At 67.9% G+C, this 22,125-nt stretch carries 15 protein-coding genes and 1 pseudogene; 13 read left to right on the top strand and 3 right to left on the bottom strand.

What is annotated here, in order from left to right:
- Positions 1–315: 315 nt before the first annotated feature.
- Positions 316–441 (bottom strand): hypothetical protein, encoded by a 126-nt coding sequence (locus tag ABZ297_RS14290; RefSeq protein ID WP_355344721.1) that lies wholly within the window; start codon positions 439–441, stop codon positions 316–318.
- A gap of 187 nt (positions 442–628) precedes the next feature.
- Between ABZ297_RS14290 and ABZ297_RS14285 the strand changes: the two genes are divergently transcribed.
- From ABZ297_RS14285 to ABZ297_RS14225, 13 genes are all read left to right on the top strand, one after another.
- The gene (locus ABZ297_RS14285) at positions 629–2,557 is read left to right on the top strand and encodes a BTAD domain-containing putative transcriptional regulator (RefSeq protein ID WP_355344718.1); all 1,929 of its coding nucleotides are present in this window, start codon (positions 629–631) and stop codon (positions 2,555–2,557) included.
- The gene (locus tag ABZ297_RS14280) at positions 2,535–3,698 is read left to right on the top strand and encodes a sensor histidine kinase (protein WP_355344715.1); all 1,164 of its coding nucleotides are present in this window, start codon (positions 2,535–2,537) and stop codon (positions 3,696–3,698) included. The genes ABZ297_RS14285 and ABZ297_RS14280 overlap by 23 nt, the downstream gene beginning before the upstream one ends.
- Positions 3,682–4,326 carry a response regulator transcription factor gene (locus ABZ297_RS14275; protein WP_355344712.1) on the top strand — a complete coding sequence of 215 codons (645 nt, stop codon included), beginning with the start codon at positions 3,682–3,684 and terminating at the stop codon, positions 4,324–4,326. The genes ABZ297_RS14280 and ABZ297_RS14275 overlap by 17 nt, the downstream gene beginning before the upstream one ends.
- Before the next feature lie 767 nt (positions 4,327–5,093).
- A complete protein-coding gene (locus ABZ297_RS14270) occupies positions 5,094–5,219 on the top strand; it encodes a lasso RiPP family leader peptide-containing protein (RefSeq protein WP_355344709.1) in 126 nt (41 codons plus the stop codon).
- 492 nt (positions 5,220–5,711) lie between these two features.
- On the top strand, positions 5,712–7,145 hold the full coding sequence (locus tag ABZ297_RS14265) for an asparagine synthase-related protein (protein ID WP_355344706.1): 1,434 nt from the start codon (positions 5,712–5,714) through the stop codon (positions 7,143–7,145).
- Positions 7,145–7,402, top strand: a complete 258-nt coding sequence (locus tag ABZ297_RS14260) for a lasso peptide biosynthesis PqqD family chaperone (protein WP_355344703.1) — start codon at positions 7,145–7,147, stop codon at positions 7,400–7,402. Before ABZ297_RS14265 ends, ABZ297_RS14260 begins: the two co-directional genes overlap by 1 nt.
- Positions 7,399–7,821 carry a lasso peptide biosynthesis B2 protein gene (locus ABZ297_RS14255; RefSeq protein WP_355344701.1) on the top strand — a complete coding sequence of 141 codons (423 nt, stop codon included), beginning with the start codon at positions 7,399–7,401 and terminating at the stop codon, positions 7,819–7,821. Before ABZ297_RS14260 ends, ABZ297_RS14255 begins: the two co-directional genes overlap by 4 nt.
- Positions 7,818–8,582, top strand: coding sequence for an ABC transporter ATP-binding protein (locus ABZ297_RS14250; protein WP_355344699.1), 765 nt, complete (start codon positions 7,818–7,820; stop codon positions 8,580–8,582). The genes ABZ297_RS14255 and ABZ297_RS14250 overlap by 4 nt, the downstream gene beginning before the upstream one ends.
- Entirely contained in the window at positions 8,582–11,158 is a 2,577-nt protein-coding gene (locus ABZ297_RS14245; RefSeq protein ID WP_355344696.1) for an FtsX-like permease family protein, read from the top strand. The genes ABZ297_RS14250 and ABZ297_RS14245 overlap by 1 nt, the downstream gene beginning before the upstream one ends.
- Positions 11,158–12,912, top strand: a complete 1,755-nt coding sequence (locus ABZ297_RS14240) for an ABC transporter ATP-binding protein (protein WP_355344693.1) — start codon at positions 11,158–11,160, stop codon at positions 12,910–12,912. Before ABZ297_RS14245 ends, ABZ297_RS14240 begins: the two co-directional genes overlap by 1 nt.
- A gap of 8 nt (positions 12,913–12,920) precedes the next feature.
- A complete protein-coding gene (gene lanM / locus ABZ297_RS14235) occupies positions 12,921–15,689 on the top strand; it encodes a type 2 lanthipeptide synthetase LanM (protein ID WP_355344690.1) in 2,769 nt (922 codons plus the stop codon).
- Positions 15,690–15,702: 13 nt separating this feature from the next.
- Complete coding sequence (locus ABZ297_RS14230) at positions 15,703–16,515, top strand: class I SAM-dependent methyltransferase (RefSeq protein WP_355344687.1); 813 nt, start codon at positions 15,703–15,705, stop codon at positions 16,513–16,515.
- 4 nt (positions 16,516–16,519) lie between these two features.
- The gene (locus ABZ297_RS14225) at positions 16,520–16,933 is read left to right on the top strand and encodes a nuclear transport factor 2 family protein (protein ID WP_355344684.1); all 414 of its coding nucleotides are present in this window, start codon (positions 16,520–16,522) and stop codon (positions 16,931–16,933) included.
- On the opposite strand, the gene ABZ297_RS14220 is transcribed toward ABZ297_RS14225, so the two are convergent.
- Positions 16,857–19,865, bottom strand: a complete 3,009-nt coding sequence (locus ABZ297_RS14220; RefSeq protein WP_355344681.1) for a BTAD domain-containing putative transcriptional regulator — start codon at positions 19,863–19,865, stop codon at positions 16,857–16,859. The two genes, ABZ297_RS14225 and ABZ297_RS14220, sit on opposite strands and share 77 nt — an antisense overlap.
- A 1,287-nt stretch (positions 19,866–21,152) precedes the next feature.
- Positions 21,153–21,745 (bottom strand): annotated as a pseudogene (locus tag ABZ297_RS14215) (transposase family protein); the annotation flags it as partial.
- Positions 21,746–22,125 lie beyond the last annotated feature (380 nt).

The following is a 22,125-nucleotide window of genomic DNA, read 5'->3' as shown; positions in this document are numbered from 1 at the left end:
TTGCTTGAGCCGTGTGCGGGGACGACCCGCACGCACGGTTCTGAGGGGGCCCTGGTGCAGCAATGCACCGGGGCTACCCGACCGCCCACGCGCTGGCGACCGCCAAAGACGAGCAGCCGAAAGACGAGCCAAGCCCTATCACCGAATCGGGCAAGACGCTCGAAGCCGCAGGCGCGAGCAGATGACGGTCAGGGCAAGCCTCCGGCGGGGATCTCCAGCCCCGAGGTGATCAACGAGCTCGGGCCGCGCCAGACCGCCCACAGTTCCTAACCGCCGCCTATACGCCGGGCGGCGGATCTCGGAAGCAGCCCCTGGCTAGTCCCACGGCGTGTCGGCAGCAACGGCATGCTGCTGGAATGTGTCGGCGTTGGCGCTGACGGCGCCGGTGAAGAGGATGGCGGCCGCTACCGTGGCTACGATGATCAGTCGTGTGATCTGCACGATTGTTCCCTTCTTGGCGGTCCGTTTGCTGCGATGTCAGCACTGTGGGGCGCGGACCCTTCGCGGGGCCATCTCGTTGCTGACCCGCCTGCTCAAGCCGCCGTGATAGCGCCGCAGTAGGGCCATGACAGCCGGTTCCTCATGGTGGATATCGACAGGGTCGCTACGCACCAGAGGGAGAAGCGCAATGACGCTAGCGACGAGCGGTCAGGTGGACGGGCAGACCGGGCAGCGGGCGCGCGTGGAGACGAGCCGATCTGTCGAAGCGGTCGGCGACTCCGGGCCGGGTCCGACGACGACGCGGTTCGGCTTCCTCGGAGCGGTAGCACTGTGGCAGGGCGGCCAGGAGATTCGGCTTCACACCAAGCGGTCGAAGACGGTGATAGCCCGGCTTCTCCTCTCCCCGGGCCGCCTGGTGAGCGTGGACGCTCTGGTGGACGGACTGTACGGCGAATATCCCGCCAAGAGCGCGCGCAACCAGGTCCACCGTGGGATCGGAGAGCTTCGTCGGCAGGGCGTGTTCATCGTAGAGCGGGATGGTTCGTACCAGCTTGAGACCCCCGCGGAAGCCATTGACGCGTGGCAGTTCAAGAGCCTGACCGAGGCGGCCAAGGCCGTCGGGCGACCGTCTGACAGAGTCAGGCTCCTGCGGGACGCGCTGAAGGTCTGGCGCGGCCCGGCCCTGGCGGGGCTGGAGAGCGACGTCTTCCGGGCCGCGGCGGAGGAGTGGGAGGAGCGGCGGCTCACGGCGGTCCAGGAGCGGATCGAGACCGACCTGGTGCTGGGCCGCCACAACGAGCTGATCCCCGAGCTCCGGCGCCTGACCAGCGAGCATCCATTGCGCGAGCACTTCTCCTGGCAGCTCATGGTGGCTTGCTACCAGGCCGGCCGGGCCGGGGAGGCCATCGCCGTCTACACCGCGCTCCGCGAGGAACTGGCCGACCAGTTGGGCATCGATCCCTCTGTCGAACTGCGACGGCTCTACGAGCAGATCCTCCGCCAGGAGCCCTTGCTGGACGAGGAGGAAGTGGCGCCCCGGCAGCTCCCGCCGCGCCCGTTGCAGATCATCGGGCGGGGGCGAGAGCTGAAGCAGATCCAGACGGCGTTCGAAAATGGCAGCCGCGCCATCGCGATCACCGGGGCCGCTGGCTCGGGCAAATCCACGCTCGCGCTGGAGGTCGCCCACAGGTGGGCGGAGCTGTTCCCTGACGGGCACCTCTACAGCGCCGAACCGGAGGGCGCGCTGCCCAGCATGCTGCGGGCACTGGGCGACAGCGACGTGCCGGATCGGCAGGACGAGCGCAGCGGCCGCCTCCGCACCCTCCTGGCCACTCGGCGAATCCTCATCGTGCTGGAGAACGTGACAAGCGCGGCACAGGTCCGCCCTGCCCTTCCCACCGGCCAAGACTGCGCGCTCATCACGACCAGCCGCTCGTCACTGGCCTCCCTGCGCGAAGCCTTCCAGGTGACTCTGGAAAGACTGGCCATAGACGACGCGTGGGCGCTGCTCGCCAACGGCGCCGGCGCCCATCGCCTGGAAGCCGAGCCGGAGGCCACCCGACAGGTGATCGAGATGTGCGACGGGCTGCCCCTGGCACTGGACATCGCCGCCGCCCGGCTGGTCGCCAAGCCGCACTGGAGCATGAGCACCCTGGCAGCTCGCCTGGAGGACCATGGCAGGCTCTTGTCCGAGTTGCGGCATGACGACCTCGACATCCGCTCCGCCCTTGACAGTGGCTACAGCGCCCTGGCCCCGGAGGCCCAGGCGCTGCTGCGCAAGATCGGCTACCTCGCCGCTCAGGAGGTCTCGTCCTGGGCGGTCTCCCGGCTTGAGGAGGTGCCGCCAGCCGAGGCCGAGGCGCGGATCGAAGCCCTCATCGACGCGCGGCTGCTCACCATCTCCGGGGTCGGAACGGGTGGCCGGTTCACCTATCGCTGCCCCAACATGGTGCTGGCCCACGCACGGGAGCGGGCGTTGGCGGAAGATCCTGTCGCCGAGCTCGACGCGGCGGTCGGCCGCATTCTCGGCGAAGTGGGCAGCGGCAGCCTGATCGAACCCCGCCTACTCGCTGATCGCCAGAGTAGAGTGCGGGATGGTGCGCAGACGGTTCAGTGAATCACGGACAGCGGATGTACTGGTCGTCCTATTAGCGTGGTTACTGTCCACGCCCGGAGCGCCCGGAGCGAGCTGGACGACGCTCGCCACCCAGCTCATCGCCGGCGGGCTGGCTTCCGGCGCGCTGATCTGGCGCCGAAAGCGCCCCGTCCTGGTCGTCTGCTTCAGCCTCGCCTGCACGCTGGCGTTGTTGTTCCTCATGCCGCAACCGGTGTTCCCCGGAGCGCTGGCATGGGCCCTGTACGCCGTGGGCAGGCACGCCCCGCCCCGCGTCTCCTGGACGACCGCGGCGATCGCCGGCCTGTTCTATGGCGGCACACTCGTGGGCCTGCACGCCTTGGGCTCACCAGTGCTCGCCCAGGGCGGGGACGGACCGATGTCCACCGCCTTTCTCATCGCCGTGCTCCTTCTCCTACCGGTCTTCCTGCTGGTCGCTCTGGGGAGCCTGGTACGGCTGCGCCATGAGCTGAAGGAACGCGACCTGACCGAGGCGGCGGGGGCAGCCCTACGGGCAGAGCGGGCGCGTATCGCACGAGAGTTGCACGACGTGGTGGCACACCACATCACCACCATGAACGTCCTGCTGGGCGCGGCACGTACGGTTCTGCGGCAGGATCCCGGTCGGGCCGAGGAGACGATCGCCACGGCCGAGCGGAACGGCCGTGAGGCCATAGCGGAGCTGCGGCAACTGCTGCACGTGCTCCGGGCAGAGCTGTCGGCCGGACCTCAACCCGAGGACCACACCACCGGGGTCGCCCTCCTGCCCGTTCTGGTGGACAGGGCGCGGGAGGCCGGTCAGCGCATCACCCTGGAGGTGGCCGGGGAGCCCTTCCCTCTGCCGACGACCGTGGACCACGCGGTCTATCGGATCGTCCAGGAGGCGTTGACCAACTCCCGCAAGCACGCTCCCAGCGCCACGTCCACCGTCACGGTCAGGTACCTTCCCGGAGTGGTCGACGTGCAGGTCGACGACGACGGTTCGACCGTGCGGGATGCGACGGGAACAGAGGGCTTCGGCCTGCGGGGGATAGCCGAGCGTGTCACCCTGTGCGGCGGGGAACTAGAGGTAGGGGCCGTTCCCCGAGGAGGTTTCCGTGTGCACGCGAGTATCCCGGCCGATCAAGGTGCTGATCGTCGATGACCATGCACTGATCCGCGCAGGTTTCAGCGCGATCCTTCAGGCTCAGGAGGACATCACCGTGGTGGGGGAGGCTCAGGAGGGCGAGGCCGCATACGAGTTATGCGTGCGATCGGCTCCTGATGTGGTGCTGATGGACGTCCACATGCCCAACGGCGTTGACGGCATCAGCGCCACCAAGCACATCACCGGTGAGCTGCCTGATGTGCGGGTGGTCGTGATCAGCACCTTCGATCTGGACGAACACGTCATGGACGCGCTGCGTGCCGGAGCCTCCGGCTTCGTCTCCAAAGAGGTCCCGCCGGAAGAGCTGGTGCAGGCAGTGCGGGTCGCTCACGAGGGTGAGTCGGTAGTAACCCCACGCCTGCTGACGAGGCTCATCGGAACCTTCGTCCGGTTACCGGAACCGCGACGTCGCCCCCGGCTGGCTGGTGTCACCAGTCGTGAGCTGGACGTGCTCGTGCTGATCGCACGCGGCTACTCCAACGCCGAGATCTCGGCGTCCCTCCAGATCGCCGGCTCAACCGTCAAGAACCATGTGACCAGCCTCTTTGCCAAGATCGGAGTTCGTGACCGGGCCCAGGCGGTGATCCTTGCCTACGAGACGGGGCTCGTACGGCCGGGGGAGTAGGGTCCTAGACGCGGTGCTCCTGGGCCTCGGCTCCTAGGGCGAGATTCGTCCGAGCGAGGGAAGAAACGCCGCCGACCGGCCGAGATCCTGAAGATGTCCCTGGAACACGGCGTCTTCGAGGAGAAGCACCATGAGGCTGCTGGCCGCTGGTTTCCTCACGATCGCGACAACCCCGCTCACGGCCGCGAGCACCTCGGAATTCCCCGCGGTCGACTGGAACCCTGCCCGGACAACGCGGCCGTGCAGTGCGCCACCGTGCGCGTTCCGGTGGACTGGGCACGCCGCGGTGGCGAGCAGATGACGCCGGAGCCGGCCAGTCTTCCGGCCCTCACGCCCTCTCCCCCGATTTCGGGGCCCTATCCTACGCTCGCCTGCACGGGCTGGAAGGCTCCGCTCGCCAATCCGCCCCGGCCCCTGATCGCGGAGAAGCTCTTCCCTTTCTCGGCGCCGGCACCAACCCCGGCGACTACGCGACGACCCGCAGCCTGCTCCGGCACGTCCCTGGAACCGTCCGGTACGACGGCCCTGGCCACGTCATCTACCTGGGCGGACTGCCGGGCTCGGATTGCGTGATCCGCCATGCCGTTCGCTATCTGACCCACCTGCTGTTGCCCGCCGGACCGGTCTGCCGAGCGGGGAATCGACTGGGAAGCGCGAGGGAAACGACGCCTGTCAGAGTTTGGAATGTCAGCAAGGACGGACGGAACGAAAAACCTCCGCCCATAAAAAAGCAAACTCACGCGACAAGCGTCAAAGAAAGGAAAGCCATGAACGAGAACAAGGTTGCTTACGAGGCTCCGGCTCTGGTCGAGGTCGGCGACTTCACCGAGCTCACCCAGCTCACCAACCGCGGCAAGTGGGCCGACAGCATCTGGGGCTACTACTTCGACTAAGTCCGGCCTGAATTCGGCCTGACGCCTTAATCGTCGGTGGCGCCTGATGTCATTCTCGCCGGGCGCCACCGACGAGCGGCATTTCCGCACAGAAAGCACTGAAACATCCAAGCGAAGGAGGCCGGGATGAAATTCGTCGTGCTCCCGGACAACCCGGAGGCGGAGCGGGTCAGGAACATCCTTCCCGCCGCGCTCGGCGAGAACGTCCTGACGCATCGTTCCGGCCTGCCCTGGCTGGTGGGCCACTGGCCCGGCTCCGACATCGTGCAGGCCGAATCGGCACACGCCCAAGTAGCTCTCCTGGGCACCGCGGACGTCACGGAGGCGGCCTTGGCCGCACGGCTCCGTCAGGTCCGCTCCGTATGTGACCTTGACTCCCTGGCCGCCTCGATCCCGGGGTCGTTCCACCTGATCGGATCCGTGGACGGCAGGGTAAGGGCGCAGGGCAGCATTTCGACCGCTCGGCAGATCTTCTACGGGACGGTCATGGGCATGACCGTCGCCGCGGATCGCCCGCAGAGCCTGGCTGGCCTGACCGGCGCCGGCATCGACGAAGAACGGCTGGCGCTGCACCTGCTCACCCCGTTCGGGGCCCCGTGGCCGCTGAACGATGCGAGCATGTGGAAGGGCGTGCGGGCTCTGACGCCTGGGCACTACCTGGAGATCTCCCCCGATGGCGCCGAGCGCCTGGTGAGCTGGTGGACGCCTCCGGAGCCGGAGATCTCACTGGCCAACGGCGCGGTCCTGGTGCGCGACGCGCTGGAGGCCGCGGTCGCGGCCAGAAACAGAAAAGCCCAAGTCATCAGCGCGGACTTCTCCGGCGGCATGGACTCCACCAGTCTGTGCTTCTTGGCCGCCAGGCAGAGCGCCGAGTTGGTGACCGTCCACTATGAAGGCTCGGGCAGTCTGAACGACGACAAGCTCTGGGCCGACCGCTGCAGGAGCGAGCTTCCGTACGCCCGGCACCTGACCGTGCCGCGCGGCACGGGCCCCGCCCTGTACTCCCCGTTGTCCACCGCGCAGCTCGACCTGGAAGGCCCGGTCCCCCTGGCCCGCCCTCGCGCGCGCATCGAGCACGTGCTTCGGCTGGCGGCCGAAGCAGGTGCCACTCGCCATATGCAGGGCACAGGCGGCGACGAGCTGTTTTTCGCCACCACCACGTGCCTGCACTCACTTTCCCGCCAATTCCCGCGACGGTCCATCCCGCACATCAGGGCCGCCGCGTCACGATATCGCTGGAACCTGTTCACCACGGTGCGCCAGTTCTCGGCCATCAAGCCTTATGCCCGCTGGCTGGATCAGAGCACGGAGCGGCTCACCAGCCAGCGGGTGTGGGGATACGAGACCGGATGGGAACCGGCCCTCCACATGCCGCCATGGGCGACGGAAGCGGCCGTATCCACGGCGCGCGCGCTCATCCACGAGGCGGCGGCCAGGAGTCCGGAGCCGTTCGCCCCACTGCCGGCCCAGCACGAGATGATCCGCGCCATCCAGGCGAACGGCTGGATCATCCGTGGGCTCTCCCGGATCGCGGAGCAGTTCGGCGTGCTGCTGGAGGCTCCCTACACCGACGACCGCGTTCTCGAGTCCGCACTTTCGATTCGCCTTGAGGACCGGATCTCGACCTCTCACATGAAACCAGTGCTCGCTGAAGCGATGCGGGGCCTGGTTCCCCACGTCCTCGATCGCCAGACCAAGGCCGATGGAAGCACCGACTTCTATGAGGGGCTGCGCAGGCATCGGCAGGAACTGTGGGCCTTGTTCGAGGACTCTCACCTGGCCCGTCTCGGGCTCATCGACCCGGAGGCGCTTCGCCCGATCCTCTTCGGAGAGCACGCAGACGCGCGGCCGTTCATGCCGTTCGACTCCACGCTGGGCGTCGAGCTCTGGCTTCGATCAACATCAACATGTGAAGGAGAAATGTGATGGCCTGGCATCTGCCCGCGCACGTGACGTTCACGAAAACCGACACTGGGGCTGTTCTGCTGGACAGCCGCCGCAGCCGGTACTGGCAGACGAACGACACAGCGGCGATCGTGCTCGACCGCCTCATGCAGGGTGCGGACGTCGAATCGGCGGTGGCCGATCTGTGCACCCGCTACCCGGACTCGGCCGAGCAGATCACGGCCGATGTCCAGAACATGCTCGGCAAGCTCGCCGCGGCCAAGCTGGTGATCCCATGAGCCCGAAGATGGTGGCGCTTCAGCGGGCTGACGCCCCTCCCTGGCGTCTGCGCCCCGCCGCGCTGCTGGCCATCGCCCTTGCCTGGCCGCTGGCCCGCTGCTCCCCCCACCGGTTGCGCGCGGTGCTGCAGTTCCTGAGTATGGCCGCCAGACCGGCGACCGCCGAGGAGGCCGAGCGTGCGCGGAACGCGATCCTGGGCCTGAGCATGAGGCACGGCGGCCCGCGCTGCCTCGAAAGATCTATTGCGATCGCCCTGATGTGCCGGCTCCGTGGCAGCTGGCCGGACTGGTGCACCGGGGTGAGCACCCATCCTTTCGAAGCCCACGCCTGGGTGGAAGCGGATGGCAGACCGATCGGCGAGAACCCCGACGAGATCATCCACTTCTTCATCACCATGAAAGTGTCGGTCTGCTCATGAACGTGCTGCAGAGCACCGTAGGACAGCAACCGCCCCCCGCCATGCGCCTGGCGCAGGTGTGCCACGTCTACGGCGCGCGGGAGACCGCCGTTACCGCGCTCAAGGAGGTGACCTGGGATTTCAGTCCCGGCACCTTCACCGCGGTCATGGGACCGTCCGGATCCGGCAAGACGACCTTCCTGCAGTGTGCGGCGGGTTTGCTCGAGCCCACCTCCGGTTCGGTCTCCCTCGGCCCCCACCAGCTCAACGGCATGTCGGAGAAGAAGCTCGCGACCGTCCGCCGGGAGCTGGTCGGCTTCGTCTTCCAGGCGTTCAACCTCATGCCGGCGCTCACCGCCGCCGAGAACATCGCACTGCCCCTCCGGCTGGCACGCCGTGGCGCCGATCAGGCGTGGATGAACGAGCTCGCCAAGCGCGCGGGTATCGCCGACCGCCTGAGCCACCGCCCCCACGAGCTGTCCGGCGGGCAGCAGCAGCGGGTGGCCATCTGCCGGGCACTGATCACCAAGCCGCAGGTCCTCTGCGCCGACGAACCAACCGGCGCTCTGGACAAGGCCGCGAGCCGGGCGGTGCTGTCGCTCCTGCGTGAGGCCGTGACAGAGCTCGGGCAGACCGTGATCATGGTGACCCACGATCCGATCGCCGCGGCCAGCGCCGACCAGGTGCTCTTCCTGGTGGACGGAAGGATCATCGACGTGATGGACGCGCCCGACCCCGAGCGGGTGGCCGCCACCATGACGCGCCTTGCGGGTGAGGAGTGATGCTGGCCATCGCCTGGAGCACGCTGCGCCGCCAGCCGGGCATGCTACTCGGAGCCTTCCTGATGATCGTCATCGGGGCGAGCCTGACCAGCGCGTTCTCCATCATCCGGCACTCGGCGGTCAAGGCGGAGGCGCCGGTCGAACGATACTCGGCCGTCCCGGTCGTCGCCGGCGGAACCGAGGGGCTGTTCACATCGGACGCGGTCGATCGGATTCGGCGACTTCCAGCGGTCCAGGAGGTCGTGCCGGAGCTGACGTTCACCGCCATCGTGCTGGACACGCAGGGGCAGCCGGTACTCCCGATCGCGAAGCTCGCGCAGTTCGGCCATGGCTGGACGAGCGCGAAGCTGACCCCGTTCGCGCTCAGCGCAGGGCGGGCGCCCGTCGGCGACGACGAGGTAGTGCTGGATCGGGAGCTGGCCAGGGCGGCTGGGGCATCACCCGGTGAGTCGGTGCAGGTCCTGGCGGCGGGCGCGAGCCGTACGTATCGGCTGGCCGGGATCGTCGAGCCGGACGGCTCCGCCGGCCCCCTGGCCTACCAGCGCGCACTCTTCTTCACTGAGGATCACGCCGCCGAACTGGCCGGACGCGGTGCCGGGCGCGTGGATGGGCTCGGCGTCTTCGTCAAAGCCGGATCCGATCCCGCAGCCGTCGCGGCCGAGATCCGCCCCCTGCTGAGCCAGGCGATCCAGGGTGACGCTCCCGGGCCGGCTGGTCTGCCGACCCTGCAGGTCGCCGCGGGCACCGACCGCGGAGTGCTGGAGGGCAGCCTTCCCGACGATCGCGCGACCGGCCAGACCATGGGCATGCTGACCGCGATCATCGCGCTTATGGCCATCACCGTGATCAGCGGCGCGTTGACCACGTCGATCCGACGCCGGTCCAGGCAGTTCGCCCTGCTCAGAGCCGTTGGCGCCACCCCTGGCCAGATCAGGCAGCTCTGCTGCGCCGAGGCGCTGCTGCTGTCGCTGCTGGGCGGGATCATCGGCAGCCTCGCGGGGCTGGGGCTGGCCGAGCTGTTCGTCGCCGCCCTGCGCTCCAGGGAGATCTTCAACCCGGCCTTCCGCGTCATCTACAACGGGGAGCCGATGGTCCTGGCTCTCGTGGTCACCATCGTGGCCAGCCAGGTGGCTGCCTGGCTGACGGCCCGCGCCGCGTTGAAGATCAGGCCCGCGGAGGCGCTGACGGACTCCTCGGCGGTGAACGAGCGCACCAAGGGGAGGGCGTTCAAGATCATTGCGGGCGTGCTGGCGCTGGTCTGTGCGGGCGTCGTCCAGGTCCTCGGCATGTCCGGCCTGATGCCCCCCGCCCTGCGCGGGGTTTACGGCGTGCTGGCGAGCGGCCTGGTCATGATCGGTATTGGGCTCATCGGTTCGTGGATCGTCTACGGCCTGACCTACCTCGGCCGCGCGCCCGTCGCCGCGCTCTCCCCTGTCAGCGGCTACCTGGCGGCCGCCAACGTACGCTTCAAGCATCGTCGGTACGCCGGCGTCGTGGCACCGCTCGCCGTGGGCGTCGCGATCGCCGGTTGGGCACTGAGCAGCCTCCCGCTCTACACCCTCAGCACCACCGAGGAGGCGGCGGAGCGGATCAACGCGGACTACATCCTCAGAACGCCGCTGATCCGCGAGACCTACGTCGGCCTCAGCGAAGACGTACGGCAGTCGGTCGCGAACATACCCGGCGTCATCGCCACCGCCGGCCTCTGGGACGCCTGGGCACAGGCGACCCCTTTGCGAGCCGGTCAGGACAGGGCCGTCCAGGACACCGCCGCCACCTATGCGACCGTCGTCACCGGCACGGCAGATGACCTGCTCGACCTCCAGGTGCAGCAGGGGAAGCTTTCGGACGAGGGCGCGGCCGTTGGTGCCGCCTACGCGCGGCAGCGTGGGATCTCACTCGGCGACCAGGTCCAAGTGCGCGTCTCCGGCGCATCGGAACCGATCAACCTGCCGGTCGCGGCCATCTTCGCCCGGGACAAGGGCGGCCAGGAAGGCCTGGTCCTCCCCGGCAAGGCCCTCGCTGGTCACGTGGCCGCGCCTGCCTATGACCGCATCCTGGTGCGGGGCGGGTCCGCCGCCGACCCGGGTCTCTACCGTCAACTCCACGCCCTCGCCGGGCAGAGCGGCCTGGTGAGGGTGGAGACGACGGCCGAGTTCCGTCAGCAGTACGTGGCGGAGCGCTCGGCCGGCACATCCAACATCGGCATCCTCGCGGTGGTCCTGGTCGGTGGCTTCCTGCTGCTGGCAGCGGTCATCGCGCTGGTGCTGAGCGCCGCGGACCGCTCCGGGGAGTTCCACTCCTTCCGCCAGATCAACGCGGCCCCGCGGCAGATCACCGTGATGGTCGTCTGGGAGATGATCCTGACGGTCGTCCCGGCCTGGCTGCTCGGTGTGGCGGCGACCGTGTGGATGGCGCTCCTCATGGCCGGAGGGAGCCTCGAGGCGACCGTGACGGCGCTGCCCGCCGGCACCCTCGCCGCTTTCGGACTGACTGGGCTGATCGTCGCTGTCGCGGGATGCCTGATGGCGTCGCGTACGGCGATGAGAAGCGTGAACCGCTTCGAGGTGATCTGATGCACGCGACGATGGGGAACAGCCGGTTACGCCCCTCGGCCTGGCGGCTCCTGGCCGACCAGAGCCGCCTTCACTGGCGGCTGCTCGCGGCTGGCGGCGCCCTCAACCTCGTGGGAACCGTGGCAGGGCTGGCCCAGCCGCTGATCGCCAAGCAGGTCATCGACTCCATCGGCTCGGGGCAGATCTCAGCGGGGCCAGTGCTGGCACTCACCTGCCTCGTCCTCGTCAGCGCGCTCTCGGCCGGGTGCGGCAGCTACCTGCTGGAGCGAGTGGCGGCGGCGGTCGTGCGCCGGGCTCGTGGCAGGCTCATCACGAGGATCATGCGGTTACGGGTCGACGCGCTGGACCGTCCGGGTGACCTGATCTCCCGGGTGACCTCCGACACGACGCTTCTGAGCAGCGCCGCCTCGCAGGCGATCGTGGAGCCACTGAGCGGCGTCCTCATGCTCGTCGGCGGGATCACACTGATGGCCGTCCTCGACCTAACGCTGCTCGGCATAACCGTGGGCATCCTCTTCGTCATCCTGGCCGTGGCAGGCTTGGCGATGCCCAGGATCTCCCACGCCCAAGCGGGCGTGCAGCGGTCGGTCGGCGACATCACCGAGGCGCTGGAGCGAGCGCTGGGGGCCTTTCGCACGGTGAAGGCCAGCGGCATGGAGAACGCCGAGATCGCACGGCTAGAAGCGGCCACGCAGGCGGCGTGGAAGCACTCTACTGGTGCGGCGAAGTGGGCCGCGGTCGCGCGGGTCTCCTCCGGGCTCGCCATTCAGGTGGCGTTCCTCGCCGTCCTCGGAGCTGGCGCCGCCCGCGTGGCCTCCGGCGATCTCGCCGTCTCCTCGCTCGTGGCGTTCCTTCTGTACCTGTTCAGCATGGGGCAGCCCATCGCGACTCTCGTACAGAGCGCCACGGAGATGCAGGTGGGCCTGGCCGCCGTGCATCGCATGCGCGAGGTGGACGACCTGCCGGTCGAACCCGAGGAGCAGACCAGGACAGGCGTCGTGGAGCCGTTCCCCCCGCAGGCCACGGCCGCCTTCCACCAGGTCTCCTTCGGCTACCGCGGGAAACCGGTGCTCCGGGAGGTCTCCTTCACCGCCGCGGCCGGCGAGGTCACCGCGATCGTGGGCGAGTCCGGAACCGGGAAGACCACCCTCTTCTCTTTGCTGGAACGCTTCTACGAGCCGTCGTCGGGGGTCATCAGGATCGACGGCAGCGACGTACGCCAGTGGCCGCTGGCCGAGCTGCGCCGCCAGATCGGGTACGTCGAGCAGGACGCCCCCGTCCTGTCCGGCACGCTCAGAGAGAACCTGTGTTACGCCGCGCAGTCGGTCTCGGCGCAGGAGTTGGAGCGCGTCCTGGCCAGGACGCGCCTCACCGAGTTCGTCGCGAGCCTGCCCGACGGGCTCGATACGCCGATCGGCCACCGGGGAATGACGCTTTCCGGCGGTCAGCGGCAGCGGATAGCCATCGCGCGGGCCTTGCTGCGCCGTCCGCAGATCCTCCTGATGGATGAGGCGACCTCGCAGCTCGATGCGGTCAACGAGCTCGCGCTGCGAGAGACGATGGCCGAGGTGACGCGGACGACCACGGTCATCATGATCGCCCACCGGCTCTCCACGGTGGTGGGAGCCCACCACATCGTGGTCCTGGAGGGCGGGCGGGTGCGCGCCGACGGAACCCACGAGGAACTGCTCGCGACGGATGGCTTCTACCGGGAGCTCGTCGGCAGCCAGCTTGTCGCCGGCGGACGCGAATGAGGCACACCGTGATTGCATTGACGCCGGAGCGCACCCCGCGGAGACCACGGCGCCAGCTCTCAGCGCGGCTCTACGGAACGCGCTACGACGAGGTCCCCTTCGCCGGGCTGCTGGCGCGGTTCGCCGACCACCACGAGGCGCTGCTGAGGTCCGAGACGGAAGCCTGCCGAAGTCTGCTCACCCGCGAGGCCTGGGACTCCCTGAGGGAGGATCTGATCGATGACCTGCTCGCCATCAGCCATCGGACGCTGATCTTCGAACTCAACGAGTCACGGGCGCGTGGCAGGCTCAACGGGGACACGCCTGAGGAAAGGTATCGGGACTACAGCGACCGCCTGCTGGGCGACCCGTCGTACCTGGCTTCGCTCTTCGCCAAGTATCCCGTACTCGACCAGGCGCTGGTGCGCTGCGCCGGCAACTGGATGACGACCTGCCTGGAGCTGCTTTCCCGGCTCCAGGCCGACATCCCGCTGCTCCAGCGGAGCGGGTTCATCGCGGAACGCCCCGCGAAGGTCAGCTCGCTGCGGACCGGTCTGGGCGACCCGCACAACGGCGGCCGGTCGGTCACCGAGGTGGCCTTCTCCAGTGGGGACCGGGTCATGTACAAGCCGCGGCCGCTCGACGCCGAGGAGATGTATGGCCAAGCCGTCACGCTGGTCAACGCACTCGACGATGAGATCGGTCTGAAGGCGATGCGGGTCGTCAACCGGGCCGCGTACGGCTGGTGCGAGTTCGTGCGCCACATGCCCGCCTCCTGCCCGGAGGGGATCAGCCGGTTCTACCGGCGGATCGGCTTCTGCATCGCGCTGTTGACCTGCCTGGCGGCCTCCGACATCCACATGGAGAACCTCCGGGCCGACGGCGAGTTCCCCATCCCCATCGATCTTGAGACGATCCTGCAGCCCCCGGCGGCGCACGACGCCGGCTCGGACTCCGCCGCGGCCAAGGCTTTCGAGCTGCTCTCACGGAGCGTCCTGGCGACCGCGATGATCCCGGGACGCCAGCTCAGCATGGAGACCAGCGCGATAGGCGGCGGTCTGGGCGCTGCGGGGACGCTGCGAAAGCCGGCCCTGGTCGCGCCGTTCACCGACGCGATGCGGACAGAGCTGGTGCCCACCGCCCTGGAGCAGGCTGGAAACCTTCCCTTCCTGGAACACGGGAGGGTCCAGCCGGCCGACCACGTCTCCGACATCGTCGGCGGCTTCCTGGACGCCTACGACATCATCGCCGGAAACAAACCCGCCTTCCGCGAGCTGATTCGCCGCTTCGGCCATGCGGAGATCCGCTACCTGGTCCGGCCCACCCGGGTCTACGGCCTATTGCTGGGCGAGCTCCACCATCCTCGCCGTCTGCGTGACGATCATGCGGCGGACGAGCTCTGGACCGCCCTCGCGGCCTCTCCCGAGTTCGTCCCGGTGGCTGAGGCCGAGCGAAGCCAGCTACTGGCGGGCGATATCCCGCGCTTCTCCGTCAGCGCGTCCTCGACCACGCTCCGCTTCGAGGGCGACGGTGAAATAGGCGGCTTCTTCAGCGAGACAGGGCGTCAGACGGCCGAGCACCGGCTGTGTCTGTTCGGCGAGGAGGACCGCGCCGTTCAGACGGACATCCTGACCGCCGCGCTGAGCACCCTGCCAGGGCACTCTCCCTCCGCTGAGGCGCCACTGCACTTGCCCGATCTGGGGCCGAGCCTGCGGGACAGCACCCGGAAGGCCATCGACGCACTGGCCGGCGACGCCGTGCTGGGGGATACCGACTGCACCTGGATCGGGCTCGCCGGAAACAGCGTGAGGGGCGAGCCGTCCACCTATGGGCCGCTCCCGACGCGGTTGTACGACGGGCTGTCCGGCATGGCCCTCATGTTCGCCTACGCGGCGAAGGTTTATGCGGACGAGCGGTATCTCGATCTGGCGTTGCGGAGCATTCACCCGGTTCTCTCCGGCCTGCGGAACGATCTGAGAGACACCTCGAAACAACAGGTCGGCGCCTACTCGGGAACCGCGGGCGGATTCTACGTTCTGGGGCACCTAGCCGTTCTGACGGCCGACGAGACCTATATCGACGTCATCGAGCGATGCCTGCCGACCTTCGTCAGGGATCTCGGAGCGCGCCAGGATCTCGGTCTGGTCTCGGGTCTGGCCGGAGCAGCCGTCGTGTCCAGCGATCTCTACCAACGGTACGGCCTCGTCGACCTGAAGGCGGCGGTCGCCTTGTGCGCCGAGCAGCTGGTACGCGGTTCACCGTGGGAGGCGGCGGGTGACGGTTTCGCCCATGGGACGGCGGGAATCGGATGGGCGCTGCTCAAGGCGAGCCGGGTGCTGGACGACGCCGAGGTGAGGGACGCGGGACTCCGAGCCTTGGCCCCCGGCGAGATCCGGGCCCCAGCGCACTGGTGCCGTGGCGCCGCAGGCACCGGGATCTCACGCCTGCTCGCCCATCGGTCACATCCCTCTTCGAGCTTCGTTGAGGAGGTGAGCAGAGCCGTCACGGCAGTCACAGAAGAGGGGTCACCCGTCGCTCATGGTCTGTGCCACGGGGATCTCGGCAGGTTGGAGTTTCTCCGGCTGGCCGCCGACTGCTTGCCGCGGCTCGGGTGGGAGCCGTACCAGCGGATGAGGCGAGACCTCCTGACGGGTGGCGCCATCATCTCGCACGCGCTCGGCAGCCGTTTTCCCGGACTACTCGCCGGCCGAGCGGGGGCCTGTCTGACCCTGTTGAGGCTGGTAGCCCCGGACGATGTGCCATCCGTGCTCTGGCTAGAGGGGCCGAGCAAGACATGAAGGGATGATCACCATGGAAGTCGCCCACAGCCGTCTGCGACGCCGTGAGCTTTTCGACGCGGACGCCGACAGCTACCGATCATCGCGGCCCGGCTACCCCCAACAGGTGTACGAGCTGCTCGAACAGGCGGGAGCGCTGCGCCCAGGCGCCCACGTCCTGGAGATAGGCGCCGGAAGCGGACAGGCGACCTGTGAACTCCTGGCTCGCGGGACACGCGTTTGCGCGGTGGAACTGGGCGCCAACTTCGCGGCCCGGCTACGCGCCGAGTTCAACGACCGACCGCTCACCGTGATCGAAGGCGACTTCGACTCGCTCGCGAGGCTCCGCGCGGACTTCGACCTCGCGGTATGCGCGTCGAGCCTGCACTGGCTGGACAGGGACACGGCGCTGTGGAAGATCGGCCGGCTGCTCCGCCCGACAGGCTGGATTGCTGCGTGGTGGACGGTCTACGGGGACCCGGCGAAGCCCAGTCCGTTCCGCACGGCTCTCAACGCGGTTCTGCGGCGGCACCGTCCCGCCGGGGTCCTGGCGGTGCCCGGACCGTTCGACCGCGAGTCCTGGATCGGCGCGCTGAAGGGGGCCTCCTTCGGAGGCATCCAGGTGAAGACGCTTCGGTGGTCGATAACGATGCCGCCCCAGCAGGTCACCCGCCTGTACGCCACCTTCGCCGCGGTGCGGGAGCTCCCCGAGCCGGACCGGGCCCTCCTGCTGCGCGACATCGAAACCGCGGCGGAGGCGCTCGGTTGTGAGGTGACAGAGCACTGCATCACCGTCGTTTACCTGGCCCAGAAGAATCCGTTGAGAGCTAATCCACGAGAGAAGTGACGCGATGACGTACGACGAGCAGCCTCCTGAGGAGACGCGCAGCGCCTGCCTGGGGTCCGCGGCGGCCGATCACGCTCGGCTCAGCTACGAGTACCTCAACGACGGCGATCTGGATGGCTACGCCTCTCTCTTCGAGAAGGACGCCGTGTTGCACCGCCCTGACCTGACCATCCGCGGGCGGACAGAGCTGGAATCCTTCCACAAGGATCGGGTTGGCCTCTGCCGTCACTCGGTGACCAACGTCATCCCCGCGGCGTCCGGGGAGCACGTCGTCGTACTCGGTCGTACGACGGAGCCGGGCCTCGATGGGCAGGTGACCTTCGCCGCCGTATTCACCGTTTCTAGCCGCGGCCTGTTCGTCTCCCAGCAGACCTTCTACTTTGTCCCTCCTTGGCCGAGGGGCACTCCCGGGCGATGAGCGCCACGATGATCTCGTCGGCTCTCCTCGCCCACTGCTCCGCCTCCTGCTCCTGGAACATGGCACGTGCCTTCTCGGCCAATTCCAGCCCCTGGCGGACGTCGCCCGTGGCCGCGAGGACCTCAGCCAGGTTTAGCCGCACCTGCGAGGCACCGAGGACGTCCATGACGCTATCGCGGATCTCCACGGCGCGGCGCAGAGCCTGCTCGCTCAGGTCGTACTTGCGCCGTCGGCTGTAGACGACGCCGAGGCTCTGCAGGGCGTAGCTCTCACCGACGAGGTCGCCGTTGTCGCGCACCATGCCCAGCACCACGCTCGCCACCTGCTCGGCCTGCTCGAAGTTGGCGCTCAGCAGATAGGCCTTGCCGAGCTTGTGCATTACCTGTGCCTGCACGCGGAGGCTACCCGTCCGCCTGGCGATGCTCAGTGCCGGACCCAGTCGTGCCTCGGCCTCGTCGTACCGCTGCGCGTCGATGTCGAGCTGGGAGAGCTGGGCCAGGACGTGAGCCTCCCCCACCAGATCTCCGACCTGGCGGAAGCCGGTAAGCGCCTGCTGGTAGAGGCGCTCGGCGTCACCGAGCGAGCCCTGGCGATAGTCGATCATGGCCAGGTTCCGCGACACCAGCGCCGTGCCGTGGAGCTCTCCGAGCTGCTGGAACTGCTCGCCCGCCAGTTCCAGCAGCGGCCGCGCCAGAGCCGACTGGCGCTGGCTGAGGTGCATCGAGCCGAGCGAGCACATGAGCGCCGCCATGCCCCGCTTGTTGTCGGCCAGCCGGACGGCGCGGAGAGCGCCTTCGTGGGTGGCCTGCCAGTCCTCGAAATAGCTGCCCGTCTCGAACAGCGTGACCAGGGTGACGGCCAGATCCCAGCACGCCTCGTCCATACCGTGTTCGCCGGCCTGAAGGACCGCCACGCACAGGTTGGCCCGCTCGCGCTCCAGCCAGTCGAGCGGACTCACCAGGAGCTGGTCCAGTTGGGTGGCGGGCAGCTTCCAACGGGGCGCCGACCCGTGCAACACCGTGTAGTTGCCGCCGTAGAGCCGGCGATGCGCCTCCTCGGCGAGGTGCAACCAGCAGCCCATCAGGCGTTCGAGCGCGGCGGACTTGGCCGCGTCGTCCTGGTGCTCGCCCAGCCGCTCCCGCGCGAAGATGCGGATGAGACCGTGGAACTTGTAGCGCGGGTCGCCTTCGGGGTCGATGCCCGCCACGTCCAGCATGCGGGTGTCGACGAGTTCCTCCAGCCAGTCCATGGCGCGATGCGCGTCGCCGTCGAGCAGGGCGGCGGCGACCCAGGAGGGGATGGTCTCGACGTCTACCTGGCCGAGCAGGCTCAGCAGCCATCTGGTCCGCTCGCTCATCCCGTCGTACGTGAGCGACAGGCTCTTCCTGACCACCATCTCGCCATGGGCCAGCTCGTCCAGACGGTGCCGTTCGTCGGCCAGGCGGCTCGCCATGAAGGCCAGCGACCAATGGGGGCGTGCGGTCAGCCGGGCGGCCACGATCCGCAGGGCCAGCGGCAGCCCGCCGACCGCCCGGGTCAGAGCGACGGCGGCGTGCAGCTCTGCCGCCACCCGGTCGGGCCCGATGATTTTGCCGATGAGTTCCAGGGACTTGGCCTGATCCAGGACGTCCACTTCGAGTTGCAGCGCGCCGGGCAGGCCGGTCAAGCGGGTCCGGCTGGTGACGATGACGGCGCAACCGCCGCCGGCGGGCAGCAGTGGTATCACTTGTGTCTCGCTGACCACGTCTTCCAGAATCACCAGCGTCCGTTTGTCGGCCAGCAGGCTGCGATACATGGCGGCCCGCTCCTCCACGCCGCCTGGCACGGCAGGACCGGGGATCCCCAGGGAGCGCAGGAAGGTGCCGAGCACGTCTGCCACAGGCACGCTCTGCGGCTGGCTGCTCCGCAGGTCCCGGTAGAGCTGGCCGTCGCTGAAGTCCTTGGTGAGGCGGTGCGCGACATGCACGGCCAGGCAGCTCTTTCCCGCACCGGGCCGGCCACTGATCGCCACGATTGGGGCGGTGGCGTTGCCGCTGGTACGCAGGAAATCCGCGGCGGCCCTCACCAGGTCGTTCTGCCCAGTGAAGTCCTGGATGTCGGCGGGTAGCTGGCGCGGGGTGACCGACAGGAGCGTGGCGGGCTGGCTCGGATCGAGCGTGGTGGAGTCCCTCGGTGAACTGTCGAGCAGCAGCGACTGGTCGCCCTGCAGGATGGCCGTCTCAAGCCGCCGCAATTCCTCGCTCGGCTCCAGGCCCAGCTCGGCCACGAGATGCTCGCGCCCCACGCGATAGACCTCCAGGGCCTCGGCCTGCCGTCCCGATCTGTGCAGGGCGAGCATGAGCTGGCCGCGCAGCCGCTCTCGCAGCGGCGAACGCTCGACCAGGTCGGTGAGCTCGCCGATCAGTTCGTGGTGCCGGCCCAGTCCCAGTTCGATGTCGAAGCAGGTCTCCTGGGAGGCCAGCCGGGCTTCGTCCAGCCGTCGCGCCTTGCTCTCCAGCACCCGGCTGACGATGCCGCTGAGCGCCGGGCCGCGCCACAGGGTGAGCGCCCGCCGGAGCTTCGCCGCAGCCTCCACGGGATTCGTCTGCGTGAGAGGCTTCGCCTCTTGCACAAGCCGCTCGAAGCAGTGATAGTCCGATTCTTCGGGCGATAGCCGTAACTCGTACCCCGGCGATCGCGACAAGATTCCCGCCTCAGCCGGGATGAGGCTCAGCAGTCGCCGCAGCGCCGAGATGCAGATCTGCACCTGGCTGCGCGCGCTGAGGGGAGGATCGTCGCCCCACACGGCGTCGATGAGGTGCTCGGTGCTGACGATGTGGCTGGCCTCCAGCACCAACGTTCCAAGGATGATCGCCTGCCTGCCCGGCGGGACGGGAACGGCCGCTTCGCCGTTGTGTAACTCGACGGGGCCAAGAATGCGAAACGGGACCATCAGCTCTCAGCCTCCGCTCTATCCGGGTTTCCGGTGCTGCCCGTTTTGCGTTGATCGCAGCAATTTTGCACCCCCTGGGGGCGAGCCGGGGCGTTCCCCAGTCGCCGGGACGCACATGGCGAGCGCACGAAAAGAGCGGCATCGGCGCTGGAGACCGGATTCATCGGGCGGCCTCTTGAGGTCCCATGCCTCGTCGGTGCGCGTTCCGTTCGAGTCACGCTGGGTCAAGCCGGCGGAGGCGAGCTGGAGCTTGCCCCGATCGACACCGACGTAGCCGTCAGCATCGGACAGGTGATCGAACGGTATGTGCGACAGCCCATCGATCGCCACCTGGGCGCCCATCAGGACGCGCACTTTGGATACGTCACCAAGACCCTCATCTCCATCGCCGCCCTACGCCGCCACCGCAGTCGGGGGCACGCTTTGACCAGGTGAAACCCGAAGAAGCCCCGGAGCGACCCCACCGACTCGGGAAGACGCCTCAGACGCGCCAGGAAGAGCCCAGATAAAGGCAGGTTCGACGCATTTCCGTGAAGCATTTTCAAAGACGTGCACAGACAAGCCGAGCAAGCCTAGGGTTGTATGTTAACTTTGGATGCGATCAAGCTATGTCCCGCGACGGTGATTGTCAAGCCTTCTTGTGCGCGCAAGGGATTCGCGTATGCGGCTATAGAGCTTGACGAATTTCTTCTATATTTCTTCTACATATCAATATGCGACCGGACAGATACAAGGCGTTCGGCGCCTGGAGATCATGTCGCGGGCCTGGTTGCGTCGGCAGCGGTCCTGCTCCTCGTCCTGATCGCGCGCTACCCGCACGCGTGGGCTGTCCGTCGTGGCACCCACGGGGCAACTCCCGGAATTCGCCGTGAAGCAGCCGCACGGGGAGGGCGTCCGCTCGTCGCGGGCTGCGGGCCGACCGCGCTGATGCATTCGACCGTGCCGAAATGAGATGGGGCCAGCGGTCGCACCACATGAATCCGGCTCGCACATATATGGAGACGGGAAACGCGCGAGGCCTGCCCGCCGGACAGGGCTGACGGAAACATCGCCACTCGCCCATGTACATCAAAGCCATTGACCTCACTTGAATGATCGCTGCCTCTCGCTGCTGAGGACGCTATTGCTCGTATGGAAAGCGATCGGTCGTTCCGTGCATGAGGCTTCGGATATAGGCAGTGAATAACGTGACATTAATCACGTGGGGGCGCGATTGTTGGGATGCCATTGCGTGCAGGACTGTGGCAACCACCCGCTGTGGACGTCGATGAGGTTCGCGCGCTCATGCGGCTTGTTCTTGCCCTTGTGCGGGGTGATGACCGGGCCTTCAGCTCCCTGGTACGCCTTGTCGGCGAGGGTGATGATGCCCGCGTTCTTCAGTGCGCGCAGGATGCCCCAGATGCGGGCGGCGCTCAGGTCGTGGGCTTTGCCGGGCAGGGCTCCGGACGTCCAAGGATGGTCCCGTTCGGTGAGGCGATGACCTGCACGTTCATTCCGTGCACGCGATGCTTGCCGGAGAAGTAGGGGCGGTCGGCCTTGATCCGGTCGGTGCGGATCAGTGTGCCGTCCAGCACCAGGTAGTGCAGCCCGTCCCGTTGGGCCTTGCGGAGCGCCTGTCCGAGCTTGGGCGAGCGTGCCGACAGCAACGCCACCGTCTCCTCCACGTATCGCCATGCGGTGGCCGTTGAGACGCCGAAGCCGGCCCCGAGCTCGGTGTAGGTCTCGCCTTTGCGCAGGTAGACCAGCACCAGCAGGGCCTGCTGGCCGGGGTTGAGCAGCCGCCAGATCGACCCGATCGCCTTACGGTGCCGCCGGATCATTCCAGCGACGTAGTTCAGGGTCTGACGCGACAAATCAACGACGGCACGATATAACAGCACCGGAAGCTCCTGGTTGTGACGGTGTGGGTTGTGGTGATCAACCCGTCTACCAGGAGCTTCTTCATGCCACCGGCCGAACACCGACATCGCGGTCACGCTGTGATCAGGGCACCCGCCGGGGAGGCTGAAAAGGGTTCACTCTTCACGGCGTGGTGCTCGACGTAAGCGCGGCCAAGCACTACGGATCGGATGATGTGGTGCTCGTCGCACTCATGCACGTGACAGGGCAGGCCGCCGCGGAAAGGAATTCGGTCCCTACGGCTGAACAAAAAAGACACCAGGAGCACACGATCCGGCGCGTCCGCGAATTCGACCGTGAACGTCAGCGGTCCCCAGCCGTTTCCCCGGCAATATATGGGCTTGCCGCGGACCCGCCACCG

Source organism: Nonomuraea sp. NPDC005983 (genome assembly GCF_040614375.1).
Classification (GTDB): domain Bacteria; phylum Actinomycetota; class Actinomycetes; order Streptosporangiales; family Streptosporangiaceae; genus Nonomuraea.
Note: the sequence above shows the minus strand (reverse complement) of the source record. Positions and strands in the feature narration are given on the sequence as shown.

Coding starts and splice junctions, on each gene's coding strand:
- ABZ297_RS14220 (WP_355344681.1), bottom strand. CDS start 19,865: ATGGTCCCGTTTCGCATTCTTGGCCCCGTCGAGTTACACAACGGCGAA.
- ABZ297_RS14255 (WP_355344701.1), top strand. CDS start 7,399: ATGAGCCCGAAGATGGTGGCGCTTCAGCGGGCTGACGCCCCTCCCTGG.
- ABZ297_RS14230 (WP_355344687.1), top strand. CDS start 15,703: ATGGAAGTCGCCCACAGCCGTCTGCGACGCCGTGAGCTTTTCGACGCG.
- ABZ297_RS14225 (WP_355344684.1), top strand. CDS start 16,520: ATGACGTACGACGAGCAGCCTCCTGAGGAGACGCGCAGCGCCTGCCTG.
- ABZ297_RS14245 (WP_355344696.1), top strand. CDS start 8,582: ATGCTGGCCATCGCCTGGAGCACGCTGCGCCGCCAGCCGGGCATGCTA.
- ABZ297_RS14265 (WP_355344706.1), top strand. CDS start 5,712: ATGACCGTCGCCGCGGATCGCCCGCAGAGCCTGGCTGGCCTGACCGGC.
- ABZ297_RS14285 (WP_355344718.1), top strand. CDS start 629: ATGACGCTAGCGACGAGCGGTCAGGTGGACGGGCAGACCGGGCAGCGG.
- ABZ297_RS14270 (WP_355344709.1), top strand. CDS start 5,094: ATGAACGAGAACAAGGTTGCTTACGAGGCTCCGGCTCTGGTCGAGGTC.
- ABZ297_RS14250 (WP_355344699.1), top strand. CDS start 7,818: ATGAACGTGCTGCAGAGCACCGTAGGACAGCAACCGCCCCCCGCCATG.
- ABZ297_RS14260 (WP_355344703.1), top strand. CDS start 7,145: ATGGCCTGGCATCTGCCCGCGCACGTGACGTTCACGAAAACCGACACT.
- ABZ297_RS14280 (WP_355344715.1), top strand. CDS start 2,535: ATGGTGCGCAGACGGTTCAGTGAATCACGGACAGCGGATGTACTGGTC.
- ABZ297_RS14240 (WP_355344693.1), top strand. CDS start 11,158: ATGCACGCGACGATGGGGAACAGCCGGTTACGCCCCTCGGCCTGGCGG.